Origin of the sequence: Agromyces ramosus, assembly GCF_004216665.1 — a bacterium.
GTDB lineage: Bacteria > Actinomycetota > Actinomycetes > Actinomycetales > Microbacteriaceae > Agromyces > Agromyces ramosus.
In genome coordinates this window covers 268,013-286,683 of the sequence record NZ_SGWY01000003.1, presented here as the reverse complement: position 1 = coordinate 286,683, position 18,671 = coordinate 268,013, and the positions used below count along the sequence as shown (strand labels likewise).

The window sequence follows — 18,671 nt, the reverse complement described above, 5'->3', positions numbered from 1 at the left end:
CGCCGCCAGGCGCCGCTCCGTCAGGCCGGCGCGAGGCGCACGCGGAACAGCCGGTCGTCGCCGGGCGATGGCGCGCCACGCCCGTCGGTGTTGTTGCCGATGAACCAGAGCTCGCCGTCGGGCCCTTCCGTGACATCCCGGATCCGGCCGAGCTCGCCGGTGAACCACGGCGTCGACGCCAGCGCGGCGCCCGTCGTGGCCGGCGCGATCGCCCACAACCGCTCGCCGCGGAGTGCGGCGAGGAAGAGGGTGTCGCCGACGATCGCGAGCCCGCTCGGGCTCGCCTCCGCGGTGGACCACTGCATCGCCGGGTCGACGAAGCGGGCGTCGCCGGCCTGACCCTCGACGACCGGCCACCCGTAGTTCGCGCCGCGCGTGATCCGGTTGAGCTCGTCCCACGTGTTCTGCCCGAACTCCGCGGCCCAGAGGTCGCCCGCGGCGTCCCACGCCAGCCCCTGCGGGTTGCGGTGGCCGAACGACCACGTGAAGTTGCCGTACGGGTTGCCGGGCGCCGGCCGCCCCTCGGCCGTCATCCGCAGGATCTTGCCCGACAGCGAGTTCGGGTCCTGGGCGGCGTCGCGGTTGCCGGCGTCGCCGGCGGTGGCGTACAGGAATCCGTCGGGGCCGAACGCGATGCGACCACCGTTGTGGTTGCCGGCCTTGGGGATGCCGGTGAGCACGTCCTCGGGTGCCCCGAGCCCGAGCGAGCCGGGAGCGCCCGTGAGCGGCATCCGAACGATCCGGTTGTCGGATGCCGCGGTGAAGTACGCGTAGACGAATGCCGGGTCGTCGCCGTCGGTCGGGCGGAACGCCAGGCCGAGCAGGCCGCCCTCGCCGCCGGGCGCCACCTCCGCGACGGTCGCCGCGACCCGCAGGGACCCGTCGCCCAGCACCTCGACGATGTTGGCGGTGTCGCGCTCGCTGACGAGGACCCCGCCCGCCGGCAGGCGCAGGATCGACCACGGAGCCTGGAGCCCCTGGGCCACCACCCCGACGCCCCCGTTCGGCTGGAGCACCGGCGGCGGACCGGTCGGAGTCGGTGCCGCCGGCGCCGGCGTGGGCGTCGATGACGGCGAGCCGGGCGGGGTCGACGGGAGCGGGCTGCGCTCCGGCGGGGCGGCGACGCAGCCAGCCAGTGCGAGGCAGAGCGCGACGGCCGTCGCGACGGCCGACGCGCGGGAGGAGTCGCGTCGCGCGTGCGGCACGGCCGGGCGGGCCGCCCCGCCGCAGCGGGCGCGCGCGGCGTCGTTCCCGACGTGTGCCGCCTCCCGCATACGACCTCCCCATCCCAGTGTGCGCGTTGCTTCGGCAGAATGGGAGGATGCAGCCGGTGATCGACCTCAACAGCGACCTCGGCGAGTCCTTCGGGGCGTGGCGGGTGGGCGACGACGAGGCGATGTTCGCCGTCGTGTCGAGCGCGAACGTCGCCTGCGGGTTCCACGCCGGCGACCCCCTCACGATGGCCGAGAGCGTCGGCCGCGCCGCTCGTCACGGCGTGGCCCTGGGTGCGCATCCGGGCTACCGCGACCTGGTGGGCTTCGGGCGCCGCGCGCTCGACACGAGCCCCGCCGAGGTCGCCGCCGAGCTCCTCGCGCAGCTCGGGGCGCTCGACGGGATCGCCCGCGGTTCGGGCCTGCGCGTGCGTTACGTGAAGGCGCACGGCGCTCTGTACCACCGCCTCGCGTCCGACGACGCGGCGGCGCACGCGTTCGCCGAGGCGGTCGCCCGCTACGACCCGACGCTCCCGCTGCTCGGCCCGCCGTCGAGCGCGCTCGAGCGGGCGGCGGATGCCGCGGGCCTCCGGTTCGCGCGTGAGGCCTTCGTCGACCGGGGCTACGTCGCCGACGGCTCGCTCGTGCCGCGCGGCGAGCCCGGCGCGATCGTCGACGACCCCGCCGCGGCCGCCGAGCGCGCGCTCGAGTTGGCCGAGACCGGCGGGATCGCGGCCGACGACGGCAGCCGTGTCGAGCTGGCCCCCGATTCGCTCTGCCTGCACGGCGACACCCCCGGCGCGGTCGCCATGGCACGGGCCGTGCGCGATGCGCTCGAGGCCGCGGGCGTCGAGATCCGGGCCTTCGCATGAGCCGCCGACTGCTGCCGAGCGGCGACGCGGCACTGCTCGTCGAGTGCGACTCGCTCGAGGAGGTGCTGGCGCTGCACGACGCGCTCGCCGCCGATCCGCCGCGCGGGGTCGTCGAGCTCGTGCCGGCCGCACGCACGATCCTCGTGTCGATCGATCCGGCGCGCATCCCGCTCGAGTCGGCGGCGACGTGGGTGCGCCGCGTCCCCGCCGAGGCGGGCTCGCGGGTCGCGGGGGCCGCGGCCGAGGGGGTCGTGATCCCCGTCGCCTACGACGGCGAGGACCTCGCCGCGACGGCGACGCTGCTCGCCGTCTCGACCGAGGCGCTCATCGCGCGGCACTCGTCGGTCGAGTGGCGGGTCGCGTTCATCGGCTTCGCCCCCGGGTTCGGCTACCTCGTCAGCGACGACTGGCCGTTCGAGGTGCCGCGCCTCGACGCACCGCGTACCCGGGTGCCGGCGGGCGCGGTGGCGCTCGCCGGGGCGTTCGGCGGGGTCTACCCCCGCCAGAGTCCGGGCGGGTGGCGGCTGATCGGCCGCACGGATGTCGCATTGTGGGACCCCGACTCCGCCGAGCCGGCCCTCCTCGCGCCGGGCCGGCGGGTGCGCTTCGAGGCGATCGGCGCGGGATGACCCGCCTCCACGTCGAGCAGCCGGGCGCAGCCGCGCTCGTCGAGGACCTCGGTCGACCGGGCCTCGCGCACCTCGGCGTCGCGACGTCGGGAGCGCTCGACCGCGGCGCGCTCGCGCTGGCGAACCGGCTCGTCGGCAATCCCGACGGCGCCGCCGGACTCGAGCTCGTCCTCGGCGGGTTCCGGGCCCGGTTCGAGGGCGAGGCGTGGTTCGCCGTCACGGGCGCGTGGGGCCCGGTGAGCCTCGACGGACATCCCGTGCCGCCCTACGCGTCGGCGCGGGCACGCGACGGCGCCGTGCTCGAGATCGGCACGGCGGTGCGCGGCATCCGCTATGTCCTCGCGGTCCGCGGCGGCATCGCGGCGACCGCGGTGCTCGGCTCGCGGTCGCGGGACACGCTCGCGGGCCTCGGCCCCGAGCCCGTGGTCGCCGGCCAGGACCTCGCGATCGGCGCCGAGCCCGCGGCATCCGTGCCCGTCGTCGACCAGGATGTCGCGTTCCCGCCGCCGGCCGGGGCGGTGACCCTCGCGTTGCTGGCCGGCCCGCGCGCCGACTGGTTCACGGATGCCGCGGGGGCCGCGCTGTTCGAGTCGCCGTGGCGGCTCTCGGAGCAGGCCGACCGGATCGGCGCGCGCCTCGTCGGCCCGGTGCTCGAGCGGCGACGCACGGGTGAGCTCGCGAGCGAGGCCACGGTGCCCGGGTCGATGCAGGTCGCCGGCGACGGACAGCCCACCATCCTGCTCGCCGACCGCCCCGTCACGGGCGGATATCCCGTGATCGCGATCGTGGCGCCCGGCTCGCTCGACGCCGTGGCGCAGCTGCGGCCGGGCCAGGAGGTCCGCTTCCGCCACGCGTGACGGGGGCTCGATCGGCGACCCCGCAGCGCATCGGCCGTGGGGGGAATCGCCCGCCGTCGCGGGTCAGCGGGAGAGGAAGACGGAACGTGCCGGCGGCGGCGACGGCACCGCCGTGGCATCCGTCACGACCGGCGCGCCCGCGATGAAGCGCCGCAGCTCGGCGCCGTCGACCAGCTTCGCCGGGGCGGGATCGCTGGCCAGGCGTCGAGGCAGCCCCGCGAAGGGCAGCTCGTCGTGCGAGGCGTACATGACCACGTTGCCGAACCGCCGCCCCTTCAGCATCGACGTGTCGGCCGCGATGGCGAGGTGCGGGAAGACGTGCGCGAGCGTCGCCGCCTGCGAACGGGCGAAGGCGAGTCCGGCGCCGTCGGCGACGTTCACCGCGACGATGCCGCCGGGGGCGAGGCGTGGGGCGACGAGCCCGTAGAACTCGGCGCTCGTCACGTGGGCGGGGGTGCGCGAGCCCGAGAAGATGTCGACGACCGCGATGTCCACGGCGCCGTCGAGCCCCGCGGGCAGCTTCCCGAGCACCTCGCGCGCGTCGCCGTGGCGCACGCGCACCTGCGCGTTGCGCGGGAGCGGCAGGTGCTCGCGCACGAGGTCGACGAGCTCGCTCTCGAGCTCGACGACCTGCTGGCGCGAGCCGGGCCTGGTCGCCGCGACGTAGCGGGGGAGCGTGAGCGCACCGCCGCCGAGGTGCACCGCCGTGATGGGCTCGCCCTCGGGTCGCACGAGGTCGATCGCGTGGCCGATGCGGCGCACGTATTCGAAGCCCAGCCACTCGGGACGATCGAGTTCGACGTGCGACTGGGGCGTGCCGTCGACGTAGAGCGTCCACGACCCCGGCACGTGCCGCGACTCCTCGAGCCGGGCGAGGTGGCCGCTCACGGCGAGTCGGCGTTCGAGGTCTGGCACGGATGCCACGCTACCCGCTGCCCGCTCGCCGCCGGTCTGGAGTGCGGGTCAGCAGGCGCCCCAGAGCGCCGCGTCGAGTCGGTGTCCGGTGAGCACGGCGGCCGGGAACGGGCCGGCGGCGGCGATCCGGTCGGCGAGGCCTCCCGGCAGGCCGTCGGGCGCCGCGACGAGGATCGCGTTGCCCTCCTCCGTGCCGGCGAGCGTGGCCGGGTCCCCGGCCACGAGCAGCTCGGCGCCCGGGTCGGCGCGGGCGAGTGCGCGCGCCTGGGCGCGGAGGCGGGTGAGCCCGGGCGCGTCCGCCACGTTGACCACGACGAGGCCGCCCGGGGCGAGGGCCGCGAGGCATCCGCCCATGAACGTCGGGTCGTCGACGAAGGCCGGCGCCTCGAGCCGTGTGTAGAGGTCGACGACGACCACGTCGAACGGCGCGACGCCGGCGAGGGCGCCGTCCGCCGCGATCGCGTCGCGGGCGTCGGCGAGCACGAGCGCGAGGTCGGCGCCCGTCGGCACCGGCAGGCGCTCGAGCACCGTGGCGACGACCTCGGCGTCCACCTCGACCACGACCTGCGAGGAGCCGGGCCGCGTGGCGGCCACGTACCGCGGCAGCGTCATCGCGCCCCCGCCGAGGTGCAGCGCCCGGATCGGGCGGCCCGCCTCGCGCACGGAATCGAGCACGTGTCCGATGCGCCGCACGTACTCGAAGAAGAGGTGGGTCGGGTCGACGGGGTCGACGTGCGACTGCGCGGACCCGTCGACCAGCAGCGTGAGGCCCGACGGCGAGAAGACGTCGGCCTCGAACTCGATGCGGGGATGCGCCATGCCTGCATCGTGCCACGATCGCCTGGTCGGCGCGCCGGGTGAGCAATCGTTGCTCAGGCGGGCCGCCGGCGGCATCCGCGACCCTCGGATCAGGACGACGACGAGGAGGCGACGTGACCGAGATCTACGAGCAGATCGGCGGGCCCGACGGCATGCGCACGGCCGTCACGGTGTTCTACAACCGGGTCACCGCCGACGAGGAGCTGGGACGCTGGTTCGACGGCGTCGACCTCGACCGCCTCAAGGCGCACCAGCGGGCGTTCCTCGCGGCCGCGTTCGGCGGCCCGCAGCTGTTCTCCGGCCGCGGCCTGCGCGACGCGCACGCCGGCCTCGAGATCACGGATGCCGCGTTCGACCGCATCGTGGCGACGCTGCTCACGAGCCTCGCCGACCTCGGCGTGCCGAAGGACGCCGTCGGCGCGGTGGGCGAGCGGCTCGAGGGGGCGCGCCGCGACATCGTCACGGCCTGAGCCCGCAGCCTGCGTGCGGTGTGCGGGGGCCTCCGCGTGGCGGCGCGCGTCGGCCCCGCTCAGGCCCGCAGCTCGTGCCGGCCTCGGATGCCCAGCTTCGCGTACGTCGACTGCAGGTGGTTGTTCACGGTGCGCGGCGAGAGGAACAGTCGCGCGGCGATCTCGTTGGAACTGAGGCCCTGCGCGGCGAGCGAGGCGATCTCGCGCTCGCGCGGCGTGAGCGCTTCCGCTCCCTGCGAGAACCTGAGCAGCGGTGTGCGCGCGCCCTCGCAGGCGGCGGCGAGGGTCGCGGCCCGCTGCAGGTCGGCGGTGGCCTCGCGTCCGCGTCCGTCGGCGCGCGCCGCCTGCCCCGCCGACGCGAAGGCCTCCGCGGCGTAGAGCAGGTGGCCGATCGACTCCCACTCGGCGCCGACCGCGCGCAGGGCGGATGCGTCGCCGTCGGCCTCGGCGCGGGCGTGCGCGAGCCGGCGCCGGACGGCCGGGGACCGGGTCGCCTCGGCGAGCCGCGCGAGGCGCCCGGCGGCGGTGCGCGCGTGCGTGCGTGCGCCGAACCGCACGAGGTGGTGGAGGAGCCCGGCGGCGACGCTGACCGCGCCGCGTGGCTCGATGACGTCCACGCGGGCGAGGAGGGTCGCGGCCGCTGCATCTGGGCGGCCCTCGAGCACCGCGATCCAGGCGTCGGCGAGTGCGGTCACGGAGCTGTCGGCGTCGAATCCGTCGATCACCCGGGCGCGGTGGCGCCGGGCCCGATCGAGGTCGCCCTGCTCCGCCGCCACGATCGCGAGGAAGCACAGCGCGAGCTCCCTGAGCGACTTCGGCCCGTGCAGCTCGGCGCCGCCGTGGGTGTCGCGGAACCATCGGGCCGCGGTGTCGAGTCGGCCGAGCTGCCAGAAGACGCGGCCCATCAGGAACTCGTCGAGGCGGGCGGTGAGCTCGTCGTCGTGCCGGATCGCGTCGTGCAACGACTCGATCACGGTCGAGCGGGCGTCCTCGAGCCGGTCGGCCGCGATGAGCACGTTCGCCAGCACCAGCTCGGCACGGCGCGGCGGGATGACGGCGTCGTCGCGGGTCGCGAATCCGACGGCGTGCTGGGCCGCGGCGACGGCCTCGTCGCTGCGCGCGAGCGCGGCAAGCGGCATCGCGCGTGAGAGGTCGAGCACCGCCTGCTCGAACCCGCTGTCACCGGCGACGGCCGCGGCCGACTCGACGTGGGCGAGCGCGTCGTGCGCGTACTCGAGGTTGACGAGCAGCACGGCCTTGCTCAGCGCGATGGTGGCGGACTGGCCCGGGAGCGCGTCCTCGAGGGATTCGAGCAGCTCGAGGCCGCGGGCGCTGCCGAGGGGGTCGCCGCCGAACACCTCGGCGCGTGCCGCCCCGATCGCCGCGAGGAGCTCCTCCGGTGCGCCGTCGGCGCGGGCCCGCTCGTCGGCGCGCGCCAGCGCGGCGAGCGCCTCCTCCGCCCGGCCGAGCGACCACAGCAGCTCGCCGTGCAGCAGGTGGGAGGCGGCGTCGTCGGCGCCGGCGGCGACCGCCGCCGCGGCGAGCCGCTCGGCCGTGCGGCGGTCGTGCGCCATCCGGGCGAGGGCGGCGGATCGTGCGAGGATGCCGGCGTCGGACGGCCGGCCCGCGTCGAGCCGCCAGATCGCCACCCGGAGCTCGTCCCCGGGCGTCATTTGCCGGGACGCGACGACGTCGGCCTGCTCCAGTAGCAGCGACACGGCTCGGATCCGCGGGATGCTGTCGCGGACGGCCGACGCGTAGTGCGGATGCGCGAGCCCGACCTGCATCCGCGCACCCGTCTCGTCGACCGTGATCAGGCCGCGCATCTCGAGCTTCGCGAGCGCCTCGGGAGCGCCCGGCCGCGCGAACTCGTCGAACGCGAGCGGCTCGCAGAGCGCGAGGCGCTCGACCGTGTCGCGCTCGTCGTCGCCGAGCACGCGGAGGCGGGCGCGGATGAGGTCGCGCAGCGCCGGCGTGCCCACGGGCTCGCCCACCAGCTGCCACAGCCCGTCGGCCGACACCAACGAGCCGGCCTCGGCGGCGCCGATCGCGAGCTCGCGAAGGAACAGGGGATTGCCGTGCGAGACCGCGTGCAACTCGACCGCGTCGCGGTGCGCGATCGGTCCGCCGAGCACGCGCGAGAGCAGTTCGCCGACCTCCTCGACGTCGAGGGGTGCGATGTCGAGTCGCACGGAGTCGCCCGCCGAGACCAGCGAGAGCAGGGCGTCGGGCACGGGGTCCGACTCGCGCACCGTGGCGAGGAGGCGGAGCATTCCGGTCTCGACGAGCTGGGCGATGAGGCCGACCGACACCGAGTCGACCGCGGACACGTCGTCGACCGCGAGGATCGTGCGCCGGCCGCCGGAGACGGCGCGGACGGCGGCTGCCGCAGCGGCGTAGAGCGCCACCGGGTCGCCCGTCGCGGTCACCATCGCCACGGGGTCGGCGGCGAGCACGGGCGCCAGGGCGCCGAGTGGGACCGCGCTGAGCGCGGTGTTGCCGCTCGCCGAGAGCACGCGCCAGCCGTCGTCGGCGAGCCGTTCGGTGACGGCGTGCATGACCCGGCTCTTGCCGATGCCCGAGGGGCCGTACGCCAGCACCGTCCGGGACTGGCCGCCGAACGCGGCCGCGGCCCGATCGAGCACGGCGTCGCGTCCGACCAGCGGCCATGCCTCGTCGAGTCCGCGCGGCGCCTCCGCCGGTTCCCCAGGTCCCAAGCCCACCCCCTCGGCCTTCCGGTCTCCGGCGAGGCCGGTGGATTCACTGTAGGGCTTCGCTCGGCGTCGGCGCAGGGCGCCGGATGCCCCCCGAACGGGTGGGCACACTGAGCAATCACGGCGACCCGGTGAGCAACGGATGCCCCGGCGTGAGCAACCGCCGGCGGAGAATGAGCAGGTGGTGCCCATCCGGTCCCGAGCGGTCGGCCCGATGCTGATCACAGCGACCCGCGGCAGCGCGGGAGAAACCATACGGAGTTCAGGAGCAGATGATGAGCATGTTCAAGCAGTTCGGCGACATGGCCAAGATGGTGAAGGCCGCCCCCGGCCTCATCGACCAGGCCGATGCCCTCGCCGTCCAGTCCGAGGCGTATCGCGCCCGGATGGACGCCCAGGCGGTGCACGCGATGACGGCGCAGCCCGCGCCCGGCAACCTCGACCCGATCGCCGGCGTCGACCTCGACCGGTACGCCCGGATCATGAAGGGCATCGCGGCCTACCAGTACGACGAGGCGAAGCTGCCCGTCGTGGCCGGGATGTTCGGCGTCGGCGCATCCGAGTGGGCCGAGGCGCAGGCCGGCTGGGGCGCGCGCATCCAGGCCGACCGCGGCGTGGGCCGCCGGTTCAACGAGATCTACTCGGCGGTGTGAGATGGGCTTCCTGAAGGACCTCGCCACGCTCACCGCTCGGGGCAACGCCGCCTACGCGCGCATGGACGTCGGTGCGAGCCTCGAAGCCGCGAGCCGCTCGATGGAGCAGGCGGGACGCGTGCTGGCCGCCACCACGCCCAGGCCCGACGAGGAGTGGCTGGAGGCGATGCGACTGCGCACCACCGCCGCGGTCGTCGACGCCCGCCAGCTGCCGATGGCGATCGGGATGAACGTCGTCGTCGAACTGGACCTCGTCGTGGCGATGCCGAGCGGGTTCCCGCTGCCCGTCACCCGCACCGAGCAGCTGGCGCCGCTGCAGCTGTTCCGGGTCGCTCCCGGCTCGTCGCTCGACGTGAGCATCGTGCCCGGACGGCCGGAATCGGTGCGCATCGAGTGGGGCGCCTGACGCCGGCGAACCGCTCTCGAGGCCGCCCGCGGGGCCCTCGCCGAACCCGAATCGGTGACGGCTCCGCGGGTTATACCCGAGTTCCGCGAACAAATCAAGAATCGACTGGACATGGCGCGTCGTTCGACATATAGTTAACCTTTGCGCTCCCAGACCCACCATGCCTTCATATTGCGGTCGGCTTCGCGTGCCGGGGTTCTTGACCCCGAGCATCCGCACACGTCTGAGGGGTACCACTCTCCGCTACCGACAGTGAACCGGCCCGACGGGGCCGATGGAGGTTATTCACTTGGCTGCTGCGCGCAACGCAACCACGCCCACCCCCAAGAACGGACGCGGTGCAAGCCGCCTCTCGTTCGCCAAGGTCACCGACACCCTCACCGTACCCGACCTCCTCGCCCTCCAGACGGAGAGCTTCGACTGGCTGGTCGGCAACGACGCGTGGAAGGCACGCGTCGCCGAGGCGCAGGAGGCCGGACGACAGGACCTGCCCGAGACCACCGGCCTCGAGGAGATCTTCGAGGAGATCTCCCCGATCGAGGACCTCGGCGAGACCATGCAGCTCTCGTTCACGAACCCCGAGCTCGAGCCGCCGAAGTACACGATCGACGAGTGCAAGGAGAAGGGCAAGACCTACTCCGCCCCGCTCTACGTGAACGCCGAGTTCATGAACCACCTCACCGGTGAGATCAAGACGCAGACGGTCTTCATGGGCGACTTCCCGCTCATGACCCCCAAGGGCACCTTCGTCATCAACGGCACCGAGCGTGTCGTCGTGTCGCAGCTCGTCCGCTCGCCGGGCGTCTACTTCGAGCGCACCCCCGAGAAGACCTCCGACAAGGACATCTACTCGGCTCGCGTCATCCCGAGCCGCGGTGCCTGGCTCGAGTTCGAGATCGACAAGCGCGACCAGGTCGGCGTCCGCATCGACCGCAAGCGCAAGCAGTCCGTCACCGTCTTCCTGAAGGCCCTCGGCCTCACGAGCGAGGAGATCCTCGAGGAGTTCGCCGGCTACGAGTCGATCGCGCTCACCCTCGAGAAGGACAACATCCTCACGAAGGAAGAGGCCCTCAAGGACATCTACCGCAAGCTGCGTCCGGGCGAGCAGGTCGCCGCCGAGGCCGCGCGTGCGCTCCTCGACAACTTCTACTTCAACCCGAAGCGTTACGACCTCGCCAAGGTCGGCCGCTACAAGATCAACAACAAGCTCGGCCTCGAGGCGCCGCTCACCGACTCGGTGCTCACGGTGCAGGACATCGTCGCCACGATCAAGTACCTCGTCGCCCTCCACGACGAGCGCACGACGATCGCCGGTCGCCGCGGCGGCAAGGCGGTCGACATCCGCCTCGACGTCGACGACATCGACAACTTCGGCAACCGTCGCATCCGCGCGGTGGGCGAGCTCATCCAGAACCAGGTGCGCACCGGCCTCAGCCGCATGGAGCGCGTCGTCCGCGAGCGCATGACGACGCAGGACATCGAGGCGATCACCCCGCAGACCCTGATCAACGTGCGACCCGTCGTCGCGGCGATCAAGGAGTTCTTCGGCACCTCGCAGCTGTCGCAGTTCATGGACCAGAACAACCCGCTCGCGGGGCTCACGCACAAGCGTCGCCTCTCGGCGCTCGGCCCCGGCGGCCTCTCGCGCGACCGCGCGGGCGTCGAGGTCCGCGACGTGCACCCCTCGCACTACGGCCGCATGTGCCCGATCGAGACGCCGGAGGGCCCGAACATCGGCCTCATCGGCTCGCTCGCGTCGTTCGCACGCATCAACTCGTTCGGCTTCATCGAGACCCCGTACCGCAAGGTCGTCAAGGGCAAGGTCACCGAGCAGATCGACTACCTCACGGCGATGGAGGAGGACGACTACATCGTCGCCCAGGCCAACGCGCCGCTGAAGTCCGACGGCCACTTCCAGGAGGAGCGCGTCCTCGCCCGCAAGAAGGGCGGCGAGGTCGACCTGTTCCCCGCCGAAGAGATCGGCTACATGGACGTCTCGCCGCGCCAGATGGTGTCGGTCGCGACCTCGCTCATCCCGTTCCTCGAGCACGACGACGCGAACCGCGCCCTCATGGGTGCGAACATGCAGCGCCAGGCGGTGCCGCTGCTGCGCAGCGACTCGCCGTTCGTCGGAACCGGCATGGAGGGCTACGCCGCGGTCGACGCGGGTGACGTGGTCACCGCCGACAAGGCGGGCGTCGTCACCGAGGTCTCCGCCGACTCGGTCACCGTGCAGCTCGACGAGGGCGGCACGCAGACCTACTACCTGCGCAAGTTCGACCGCTCGAACCAGGGCACGTCGTACAACAACCGCGTCGTGGTCTCGGCGGGCGACCGCATCGAGGCCGGCGAGGTCGTCGCCGACGGTCCCGCGACCGACAACGGCGAGCTCGCGCTCGGCAAGAACCTCCTCGTGGCGTTCATGCCGTGGGAGGGCCACAACTTCGAGGACGCGATCATCCTCAGCCAGAACCTCGTGAAGGACGACGTGCTCTCGTCGATCCACATCGAGGAGTACGAGGTGGACGCGCGCGACACGAAGCTCGGCAAGGAGGAGATCACCCGTGACCTCCCCAACGTCAGCCCCGACCTGCTCGCCGACCTCGACGAGCGCGGCATCATCCGCATCGGCGCCGAGGTGCGCCCCGGCGACATCCTCGTCGGAAAGGTCACGCCGAAGGGCGAGACCGAGCTCTCGGCCGAGGAGCGCCTGCTCCGTGCGATCTTCAACGAGAAGAGCCGCGAGGTTCGCGACACGTCGCTGAAGGTGCCCCACGGCGAGCAGGGCACGATCATCGGCGTCAAGGTGTTCGACGCGCAGGACGGCGACGACGAGCTCGGCTCGGGCGTCAACCAGCGCGTGGTCGTCTACATCGCCCAGAAGCGCAAGATCACCGAGGGCGACAAGCTCGCCGGCCGCCACGGCAACAAGGGCGTCATCTCGAAGATCCTGCCGGTCGAGGACATGCCGTTCCTCGCCGACGGCACTCCGGTCGACGTGATCCTCAACCCGCTCGGCATCCCGGGCCGCATGAACTTCGGCCAGGTGCTGGAGACCCACCTCGGGTGGGTCGCCAAGCAGGGCTGGAAGGTCGACGGCAACCCGGCGTGGGCCAAGAAGCTCCCGAAGGCCGCGCACGAGGCCGCCCCCGGCACCAAGGTCGCGACCCCGGTGTTCGACGGCGCCCTCGAGGAGGAGATCGCGGGTCTGCTCGACTCGACGCTCCCCAACCGCGACGGCGAGCGACTGATCGACTCGAGCGGCAAGACGCAGCTCTTCGACGGCCGCTCCGGCGAGCCCTTCCCGTACCCGGTCTCGGTCGGCTACATGTACATCCTGAAGCTACACCACCTCGTCGACGACAAGATCCACGCGCGCTCGACGGGCCCGTACTCGATGATCACCCAGCAGCCGCTCGGTGGTAAGGCGCAGTTCGGCGGCCAGCGATTCGGCGAGATGGAGGTGTGGGCCCTCGAGGCCTACGGCGCCGCATACGCGCTCCAGGAGCTCCTCACGATCAAGTCCGACGACATCCTCGGCCGCGTCAAGGTGTACGAGGCGATCGTCAAGGGCGAGAACATCCAGGAGCCCGGCATCCCCGAGTCCTTCAAGGTGCTCATGAAGGAGATGCAGTCCCTCTGCCTGAACGTCGAGGTCCTCTCGGCCGACGGCACCGCGGTCTCGCTGCGGGACACCGATGACGAGGCCTTCCGCGCTGCGGAAGAGCTCGGCATCAACATCTCCGCGCGCTTCGAGTCGTCGAACATCGACGAGATCTGAACCCGGCCAGAACGACGACAGAGACTTTTCTAGGAGAGAAATTGCTCGACGCAACCACTTTTGACGAGCTTCGCATCGGTCTGGCCACCGCCGACGACATCCGTCGTTGGTCCTACGGCGAGGTCAAGAAGCCCGAGACCATCAACTACCGCACGCTCAAGCCCGAGAAGGACGGCCTCTTCGGCGAGCAGATCTTCGGACCGTCCCGCGACTGGGAGTGCGCCTGCGGCAAGTACAAGCGCGTGCGCTTCAAGGGCATCGTCTGCGAGCGCTGCGGTGTCGAGGTCACGAAGTCCTCGGTGCGCCGTGAGCGGATGGGCCACATCGAGCTCGCCGCCCCCGTCACGCACATCTGGTACTTCAAGGGCGTGCCCTCGCGCCTCGGCTACCTGCTCGACATGGCGCCGAAGGACCTCGAGAAGGTCATCTACTTCGCGGCCTACATGGTGATCGACGTCGACGAGGAGGGTCGTCACGCCGACATGCCCGGCCTCGAGAACGAGCTCCGCCTCGAGATCAAGACGATCGGCGACCAGCGCGACGCGCGCATCGCCGAGCTGATGGCGCGCAAGGAGGCCGAGCTCGCCGAGCTCGAGGCCGAGGGCGCCAAGAGCGACCAGAAGAAGCGGGCCGAGGCCGCCGCCGACAAGGAGATGGCCGGCGTCCGCAAGAGCGGCGACGAGCAGATCGCGCACCTCGAGCGCGTGTGGGAGGCCTTCCGCACCCTCAAGGTCGGCGACCTCAAGCCCGAGGACGCGGACTTCCACGAGCTCCAGGACCGCTTCGGCATGTACTTCGACGCCTACATGGGCGCCGAGGCCATCAAGAAGCGCCTCGAGGCCGTCGACCTGGCCGCCGAGGCCGACGACCTGCGCCTGCAGATCGCCGAGGGCAAGGGCCAGAAGAAGATCCGCGCGATCAAGCGCCTGCGCGTCGTCAGCTCCTTCCTGCAGACCGGCAACTCGCCGGCTGCGATGGTGCTCGACGTCGTGCCGGTGATCCCGCCGGAGCTCCGTCCGATGGTGCAGCTCGACGGCGGCCGCTTCGCGACCTCCGACCTCAACGACCTCTACCGTCGTGTGATCAACCGCAACAACCGCCTGCGTCGCCTGCTCGACCTCGGTGCTCCCGAGATCATCGTGAACAACGAGAAGCGGATGCTGCAGGAGGCCGTCGACGCGCTGTTCGACAACGGTCGTCGTGGCCGCCCGGTCACGGGCACGGGCAACCGCGCCCTGAAGTCCCTGAGCGACATGCTCAAGGGAAAGCAGGGTCGCTTCCGCCAGAACCTGCTCGGCAAGCGCGTCGACTACTCGGGCCGTTCGGTCATCGTGGTCGGTCCGCAGCTGAAGCTGCACCAGTGCGGCCTGCCCAAGCAGATGGCGCTCGAGCTCTTCAAGCCGTTCGTCATCAAGCGCCTGATCGACCTGAGCCACGCGCAGAACATCAAGGCCGCCAAGCGCATGGTCGAGCGTTCGCGCCCGCAGGTGTGGGACGTGCTCGAGGAGATCATCCGCGAGCGCCCCGTGCTGCTGAACCGTGCGCCCACGCTGCACCGCCTCGGCATCCAGGCCTTCGAGCCCCAGCTCGTCGAGGGCAAGGCCATCCAGCTGCACCCGCTCGTCTGCGCCGCGTTCAACGCGGACTTCGACGGCGACCAGATGGCCGTGCACCTGCCGCTGTCGGTCGAGGCCCAGGCCGAGGCCCGCATCCTGATGCTGGCGTCGAACAACATCCTGAAGCCGTCGGACGGCCGTCCGGTGACCCTGCCCTCGCAGGACATGATCATCGGCCTGCACCACCTGACGACGCAGAAGGACGGCGCCGCGGGTGAGGGTCGCGCGTTCTCGTCGATCGCCGAGGCCATCCTCGCGTTCGACCAGAACCGCCCGGGTGAGATCGCCCTCGACCTCAACGCCAAGGTGCGGATCCGCCTCGAGGGGCTGCACTTCGCCGAGGGCGACGAGCCCGAGGGCTTCGTGCCGGGCAAGCCGTTCCTCATGGAGACCACGCTCGGCCGGGCGCTCTTCAACGAGGCGCTGCCGGTCGACTACCCCTTCTTCAACCAGCAGGCCGGCAAGGGCCAGATCTCGGCGATCGTCAACGACCTCGCCGAGCGCTACCCGAAGACGGAGGTCGCCGCGACCCTCGACCGCATCAAGGACGCCGGCTTCCGCTGGGCGACCCGCTCCGGCGTGACCGTCGCGCTCTCGGACATCATCACGCCCCCCACCAAGGGCGAGATCGTGTCGCGGTACGAGAAGCAGGCCGCCAAGGTGCAGTCGCAGTTCGAGAAGGGCCTCACGACCGACCTCGAGCGTCGCCAGGAGCTCATCCAGATCTGGACCAAGGCCACCGACGAGGTCGCCAAGGCCATGCAGGAGAACTTCCCGACCGACAACACCATCAACCGCATGGTGACGTCGGGTGCTCGTGGCAACTGGCTGCAGGTGCGCAACATCGCCGGCATGCGAGGCCTCGTGAACAACCCGAAGGGCGAGATCATCCCCCGTCCGATCATCTCCTCGTACCGCGAGGGGCTGTCGGTGGCGGAGTACTTCATCGCGACCCACGGTGCCCGCAAGGGCCTGGCCGACACGGCCCTCCGCACGGCCGACTCGGGCTACCTCACGCGTCGTCTCGTGGACGTCTCGCAGGATGTCATCATCCGCGAGGACGACTGCGGCACGACCAGGGGCCTCGACCTGTCGATCGCGACGACGGATGCCTCGGGCAGCCTCGTCCGCGACCCGAACGTCGAGAACGCGGTCTACGCCCGCAGCCTCGCCGCCGACGCGGTGAACGCCAAGGGCGAGGTCGTGGCGGAGGCCGGTGAGGACGTCGGCGACGTGCTCATCGACAAGCTCCTCGGTGCCGGCGTCGAGACGATCAAGGTCCGCTCCGTGCTGACCTGCGAGTCGGCCGTCGGCGTCTGCGCGAAGTGCTACGGCCGTTCGCTCGCGACCGGCAAGCTCGTGGACATCGGCGAGGCCGTCGGCATCATCGCGGCCCAGTCGATCGGCGAGCCGGGCACCCAGCTCACGATGCGCACGTTCCACACCGGTGGCTCGGCTTCGGCCGACGACATCACGCAGGGTCTTCCCCGCGTGCAGGAGCTCTTCGAGGCCCGCACCCCCAAGGGTGCGTCGCCCATCGTCGAGGCCCCCGGCCGGATCACCATCGACGAGACCGAGCGTCAGCGCAAGGTCATCCTCACGCCCGACAACGGCGACGAGCCGATCGCGTACAACGTGCTCAAGCGTTCGACGCTGCTCGTCGAGGACGGCCAGCACGTCGAGCTCGGCCAGCAGCTGATCGTCGGCACGGTCGACCCGAAGGAGGTCCTCCGGGTCAAGGGCGTGCGCGAGGTGCAGAAGCACCTCGTCGACGGCGTGCAGGACGTGTACCGCTCGCAGGGCGTGCCGATCCACGACAAGCACATCGAGGTCATCGTGCGCCAGATGCTGCGCAAGGTCACCGTCGTCGACCACGGCGACACCGACCTGCTGCCCGGTGAGCTCGTCGACCGCTCGAAGTACAACGAGATCAACCGTGCTGCGCTCACCGAGGGCAAGAAGACGGCCTCGGCCCGCCAGGAGGTCATGGGCATCACCAAGGCCTCGCTCGCGACCGAGTCGTGGCTGTCGGCCGCGTCCTTCCAGGAGACGACCCGCGTGCTCACGCAGGCCGCCATGGAGGGCAAGTCGGACCCGCTCGTCGGCCTCAAGGAGAACGTGATCATCGGAAAGCTGATCCCCGCGGGCACCGGTCTGAACAAGTACCGGAGCGTCGCGGTCGAGGCCACCGAGGAGGCGAAGGCGGAGCGTTACCCGAACCGCATCTTCGCCGACGACGCGGCCTTCGCCGAGGGCGACCTCAGCTTCGTCGATTTCGACGCGTTCTCGAGCGACGACTTCACCCCCGGCAACTACAGCTAGTCGCCGAACGCACGACGGGCCCCGGAGCGATCCGGGGCCCGTCGTCGTCCCGCGCGGCGCCGCGGAACGGCGGACGCACGTTGCTACAGTGAGCCCATCGCGGGTGCGAGGGCGCCCGGAAGGAGCGCGATCATGAGCAGCACGACTCCCGGATCCGACCCGGATCGCCCGCACGACGCCGAGGCCGTCGACGGCGACCTGCCCCACGACACCGAGGCCGTGTCGCCCGACGAGGCTTCCGGCTCCTCGACGTCGGAGGCCCCCGCGGCATCCGAGCGCGACGTGCCGGCCGAGCCCGAGTTCGTCGCGCCCGACCCGGTCGCCGCCGACCCCCCCGCCCCCGAGCCCGAGGCGACGGCCGCGCCGATGGACGAGCCGGAGCACGTCGAGCCGGCGTACGAGCCCGAGCCCGTCGAGCCGGCGTACGAGCCCGTCGTCGCCGCTGCGCCGGTCACGGGGCCGGAGCCGGTGGAGCAGCTCGATGCGACCGCCCGCCTCGACGCCGCGGTGGAGCGCGCGAACGCCGCGCCCGTGGCATCCGACCGCGATGACGTCGGCGACGCCGACGTGCCCGCACCCGTCGCCGCCGACTCGGTGCGCCGCGACACCTACGTGCCCGCGGCGACCGTGGCAGCCGGAACGGCGGCCGGCGCCGCGACGCTCGCGCCCGAACCCGACGTCGTGCCCACCGTGCCAGCGGCGCCCCAGACCATCTACGTGCAGGCGCCCACGCCGCCGAAGACCCGCGGCAACCGCGGCTTCGGCGTGCTCGTCGCGCTCATCGGCGCCGTCGCGTTCGCCCTGCTGTATGCGGGCGCCTCGTACCTGGTGCTCCTGGTGCAGCGCGATCCGGTCGAGGCCGGCACGGTCTTCGCGCAGTTCATCGTGCAGCCGGTGTTCTGGGTGCCGGTCGTCGCCTGCTTCCTCGGCTTCGCCCTGCTCGCCGCGATCGTGAACCGCGGCGCGTGGTGGTACTACGCGGTGTTCGGCCTGCTCGTCGGCGTGCTGGTGTACTTCGCGTACATCGGCGCGGCGCTGCTCACCGTCGAGGCGTGGACGCTGAACGTCGACCAGGCGGGCGCGTTCATCCAGCAGCGCTGGCTCGATCCGTTCGCGATCGTCGCCGGCGTCATCGCGCGCGAGATCCCGATCTGGTTCGGCGGGTGGATCGCGGCACGCGGACGCACCGTGACCGACCGCAACCGCCTCGCCCGCGAGGCCTACGATCGCGAGCTCGCGGCCGGCCCGCAGCCCCAGCGCGTCGCCTGAGCTGTCGCACGTACCCGGCGCGACCGACCATCGGGCGCCGGGTACGCTGCTGTGTCGGGGATGGTGACCACTCCCCATCGACAGCGCGCTCCCGATCGGATTGGGTGGCGAGACAGTCCCTTCCACGCGAGGAGCGG

At 72.1% G+C, this 18,671-nt stretch carries 13 protein-coding genes; 9 read left to right on the top strand and 4 right to left on the bottom strand.

Features of this window, described 5'->3' with window-relative positions; translation table 11 throughout:
- Positions 1–20: 20 nt before the first annotated feature.
- Complete coding sequence (locus EV187_RS13275) at positions 21–1,274, bottom strand: PQQ-dependent sugar dehydrogenase (protein ID WP_130353543.1); 1,254 nt, start codon at positions 1,272–1,274, stop codon at positions 21–23.
- Between the two features lie 47 nt (positions 1,275–1,321).
- Between EV187_RS13275 and EV187_RS13270 the strand changes: the two genes are divergently transcribed.
- The 3 genes from EV187_RS13270 to EV187_RS18770 are packed head-to-tail and all read left to right on the top strand — an operon-like array spanning position 1,322 to position 3,569.
- The gene (locus EV187_RS13270; RefSeq protein WP_130353542.1) at positions 1,322–2,083 is read left to right on the top strand and encodes a LamB/YcsF family protein; all 762 of its coding nucleotides are present in this window, start codon (positions 1,322–1,324) and stop codon (positions 2,081–2,083) included.
- Complete coding sequence (locus EV187_RS18775) at positions 2,080–2,712, top strand: 5-oxoprolinase subunit B family protein (RefSeq protein WP_165391187.1); 633 nt, start codon at positions 2,080–2,082, stop codon at positions 2,710–2,712. The genes EV187_RS13270 and EV187_RS18775 overlap by 4 nt, the downstream gene beginning before the upstream one ends.
- Positions 2,709–3,569: a 5-oxoprolinase subunit C family protein gene (locus tag EV187_RS18770; protein WP_165391186.1), complete on the top strand. Its 861-nt coding sequence runs from the start codon at positions 2,709–2,711 to the stop codon at positions 3,567–3,569. Before EV187_RS18775 ends, EV187_RS18770 begins: the two co-directional genes overlap by 4 nt.
- A gap of 63 nt (positions 3,570–3,632) precedes the next feature.
- On the opposite strand, the gene EV187_RS13260 is transcribed toward EV187_RS18770, so the two are convergent.
- Together EV187_RS13260 and EV187_RS13255 are read right to left on the bottom strand one after the other, a co-directional pair.
- Entirely contained in the window at positions 3,633–4,484 is an 852-nt protein-coding gene (locus EV187_RS13260) for a spermidine synthase (RefSeq protein ID WP_130353541.1), read from the bottom strand.
- A gap of 48 nt (positions 4,485–4,532) precedes the next feature.
- Positions 4,533–5,303: a spermidine synthase gene (locus EV187_RS13255; RefSeq protein ID WP_130353540.1), complete on the bottom strand. Its 771-nt coding sequence runs from the start codon at positions 5,301–5,303 to the stop codon at positions 4,533–4,535.
- 113 nt (positions 5,304–5,416) lie between these two features.
- Here EV187_RS13255 and EV187_RS13250 point away from each other — a divergent pair, with 113 nt between their 5' ends.
- Entirely contained in the window at positions 5,417–5,773 is a 357-nt protein-coding gene (locus EV187_RS13250) for a group I truncated hemoglobin (protein ID WP_207221838.1), read from the top strand.
- Positions 5,774–5,832: 59 nt separating this feature from the next.
- Here the strand turns inward: EV187_RS13250 and EV187_RS13245 are convergent, their stop codons facing one another.
- Positions 5,833–8,490, bottom strand: a complete 2,658-nt coding sequence (locus EV187_RS13245; RefSeq protein ID WP_165391185.1) for a LuxR C-terminal-related transcriptional regulator — start codon at positions 8,488–8,490, stop codon at positions 5,833–5,835.
- 272 nt (positions 8,491–8,762) lie between these two features.
- Here EV187_RS13245 and EV187_RS13240 point away from each other — a divergent pair, with 272 nt between their 5' ends.
- The 5 genes from EV187_RS13240 (at position 8,763) to EV187_RS13220 (ending at position 18,534) form a co-directional block, all read left to right on the top strand.
- Positions 8,763–9,140, top strand: coding sequence for a hypothetical protein (locus EV187_RS13240; RefSeq protein ID WP_130353538.1), 378 nt, complete (start codon positions 8,763–8,765; stop codon positions 9,138–9,140).
- A gap of 1 nt (position 9,141) precedes the next feature.
- Positions 9,142–9,546 (top strand): hypothetical protein, encoded by a 405-nt coding sequence (locus EV187_RS13235; protein ID WP_130353537.1) that lies wholly within the window; start codon positions 9,142–9,144, stop codon positions 9,544–9,546.
- 289 nt (positions 9,547–9,835) lie between these two features.
- The gene (rpoB, locus tag EV187_RS13230; RefSeq protein WP_130353536.1) at positions 9,836–13,327 is read left to right on the top strand and encodes a DNA-directed RNA polymerase subunit beta; all 3,492 of its coding nucleotides are present in this window, start codon (positions 9,836–9,838) and stop codon (positions 13,325–13,327) included.
- A gap of 41 nt (positions 13,328–13,368) precedes the next feature.
- Entirely contained in the window at positions 13,369–17,265 is a 3,897-nt protein-coding gene (rpoC, locus tag EV187_RS13225; RefSeq protein ID WP_130353535.1) for a DNA-directed RNA polymerase subunit beta', read from the top strand.
- Between the two features lie 132 nt (positions 17,266–17,397).
- Positions 17,398–18,534 carry a hypothetical protein gene (locus tag EV187_RS13220; protein WP_130353534.1) on the top strand — a complete coding sequence of 379 codons (1,137 nt, stop codon included), beginning with the start codon at positions 17,398–17,400 and terminating at the stop codon, positions 18,532–18,534.
- The last annotated feature ends 137 nt before the right edge of the window (positions 18,535–18,671 follow it).

Excerpts from the sequence above, each read along its gene's own strand:
- EV187_RS18770 (WP_165391186.1), top strand. The coding sequence starts at position 2,709 with ATGACCCGCCTCCACGTCGAGCAGCCGGGCGCAGCCGCGCTCGTCGAG.
- EV187_RS18775 (WP_165391187.1), top strand. The coding sequence starts at position 2,080 with ATGAGCCGCCGACTGCTGCCGAGCGGCGACGCGGCACTGCTCGTCGAG.
- EV187_RS13275 (WP_130353543.1), bottom strand. The coding sequence starts at position 1,274 with ATGCGGGAGGCGGCACACGTCGGGAACGACGCCGCGCGCGCCCGCTGC.
- EV187_RS13220 (WP_130353534.1), top strand. The coding sequence starts at position 17,398 with ATGAGCAGCACGACTCCCGGATCCGACCCGGATCGCCCGCACGACGCC.
- EV187_RS13240 (WP_130353538.1), top strand. The coding sequence starts at position 8,763 with ATGAGCATGTTCAAGCAGTTCGGCGACATGGCCAAGATGGTGAAGGCC.
- EV187_RS13255 (WP_130353540.1), bottom strand. The coding sequence starts at position 5,303 with ATGGCGCATCCCCGCATCGAGTTCGAGGCCGACGTCTTCTCGCCGTCG.
- EV187_RS13235 (WP_130353537.1), top strand. The coding sequence starts at position 9,142 with ATGGGCTTCCTGAAGGACCTCGCCACGCTCACCGCTCGGGGCAACGCC.
- EV187_RS13270 (WP_130353542.1), top strand. The coding sequence starts at position 1,322 with ATGCAGCCGGTGATCGACCTCAACAGCGACCTCGGCGAGTCCTTCGGG.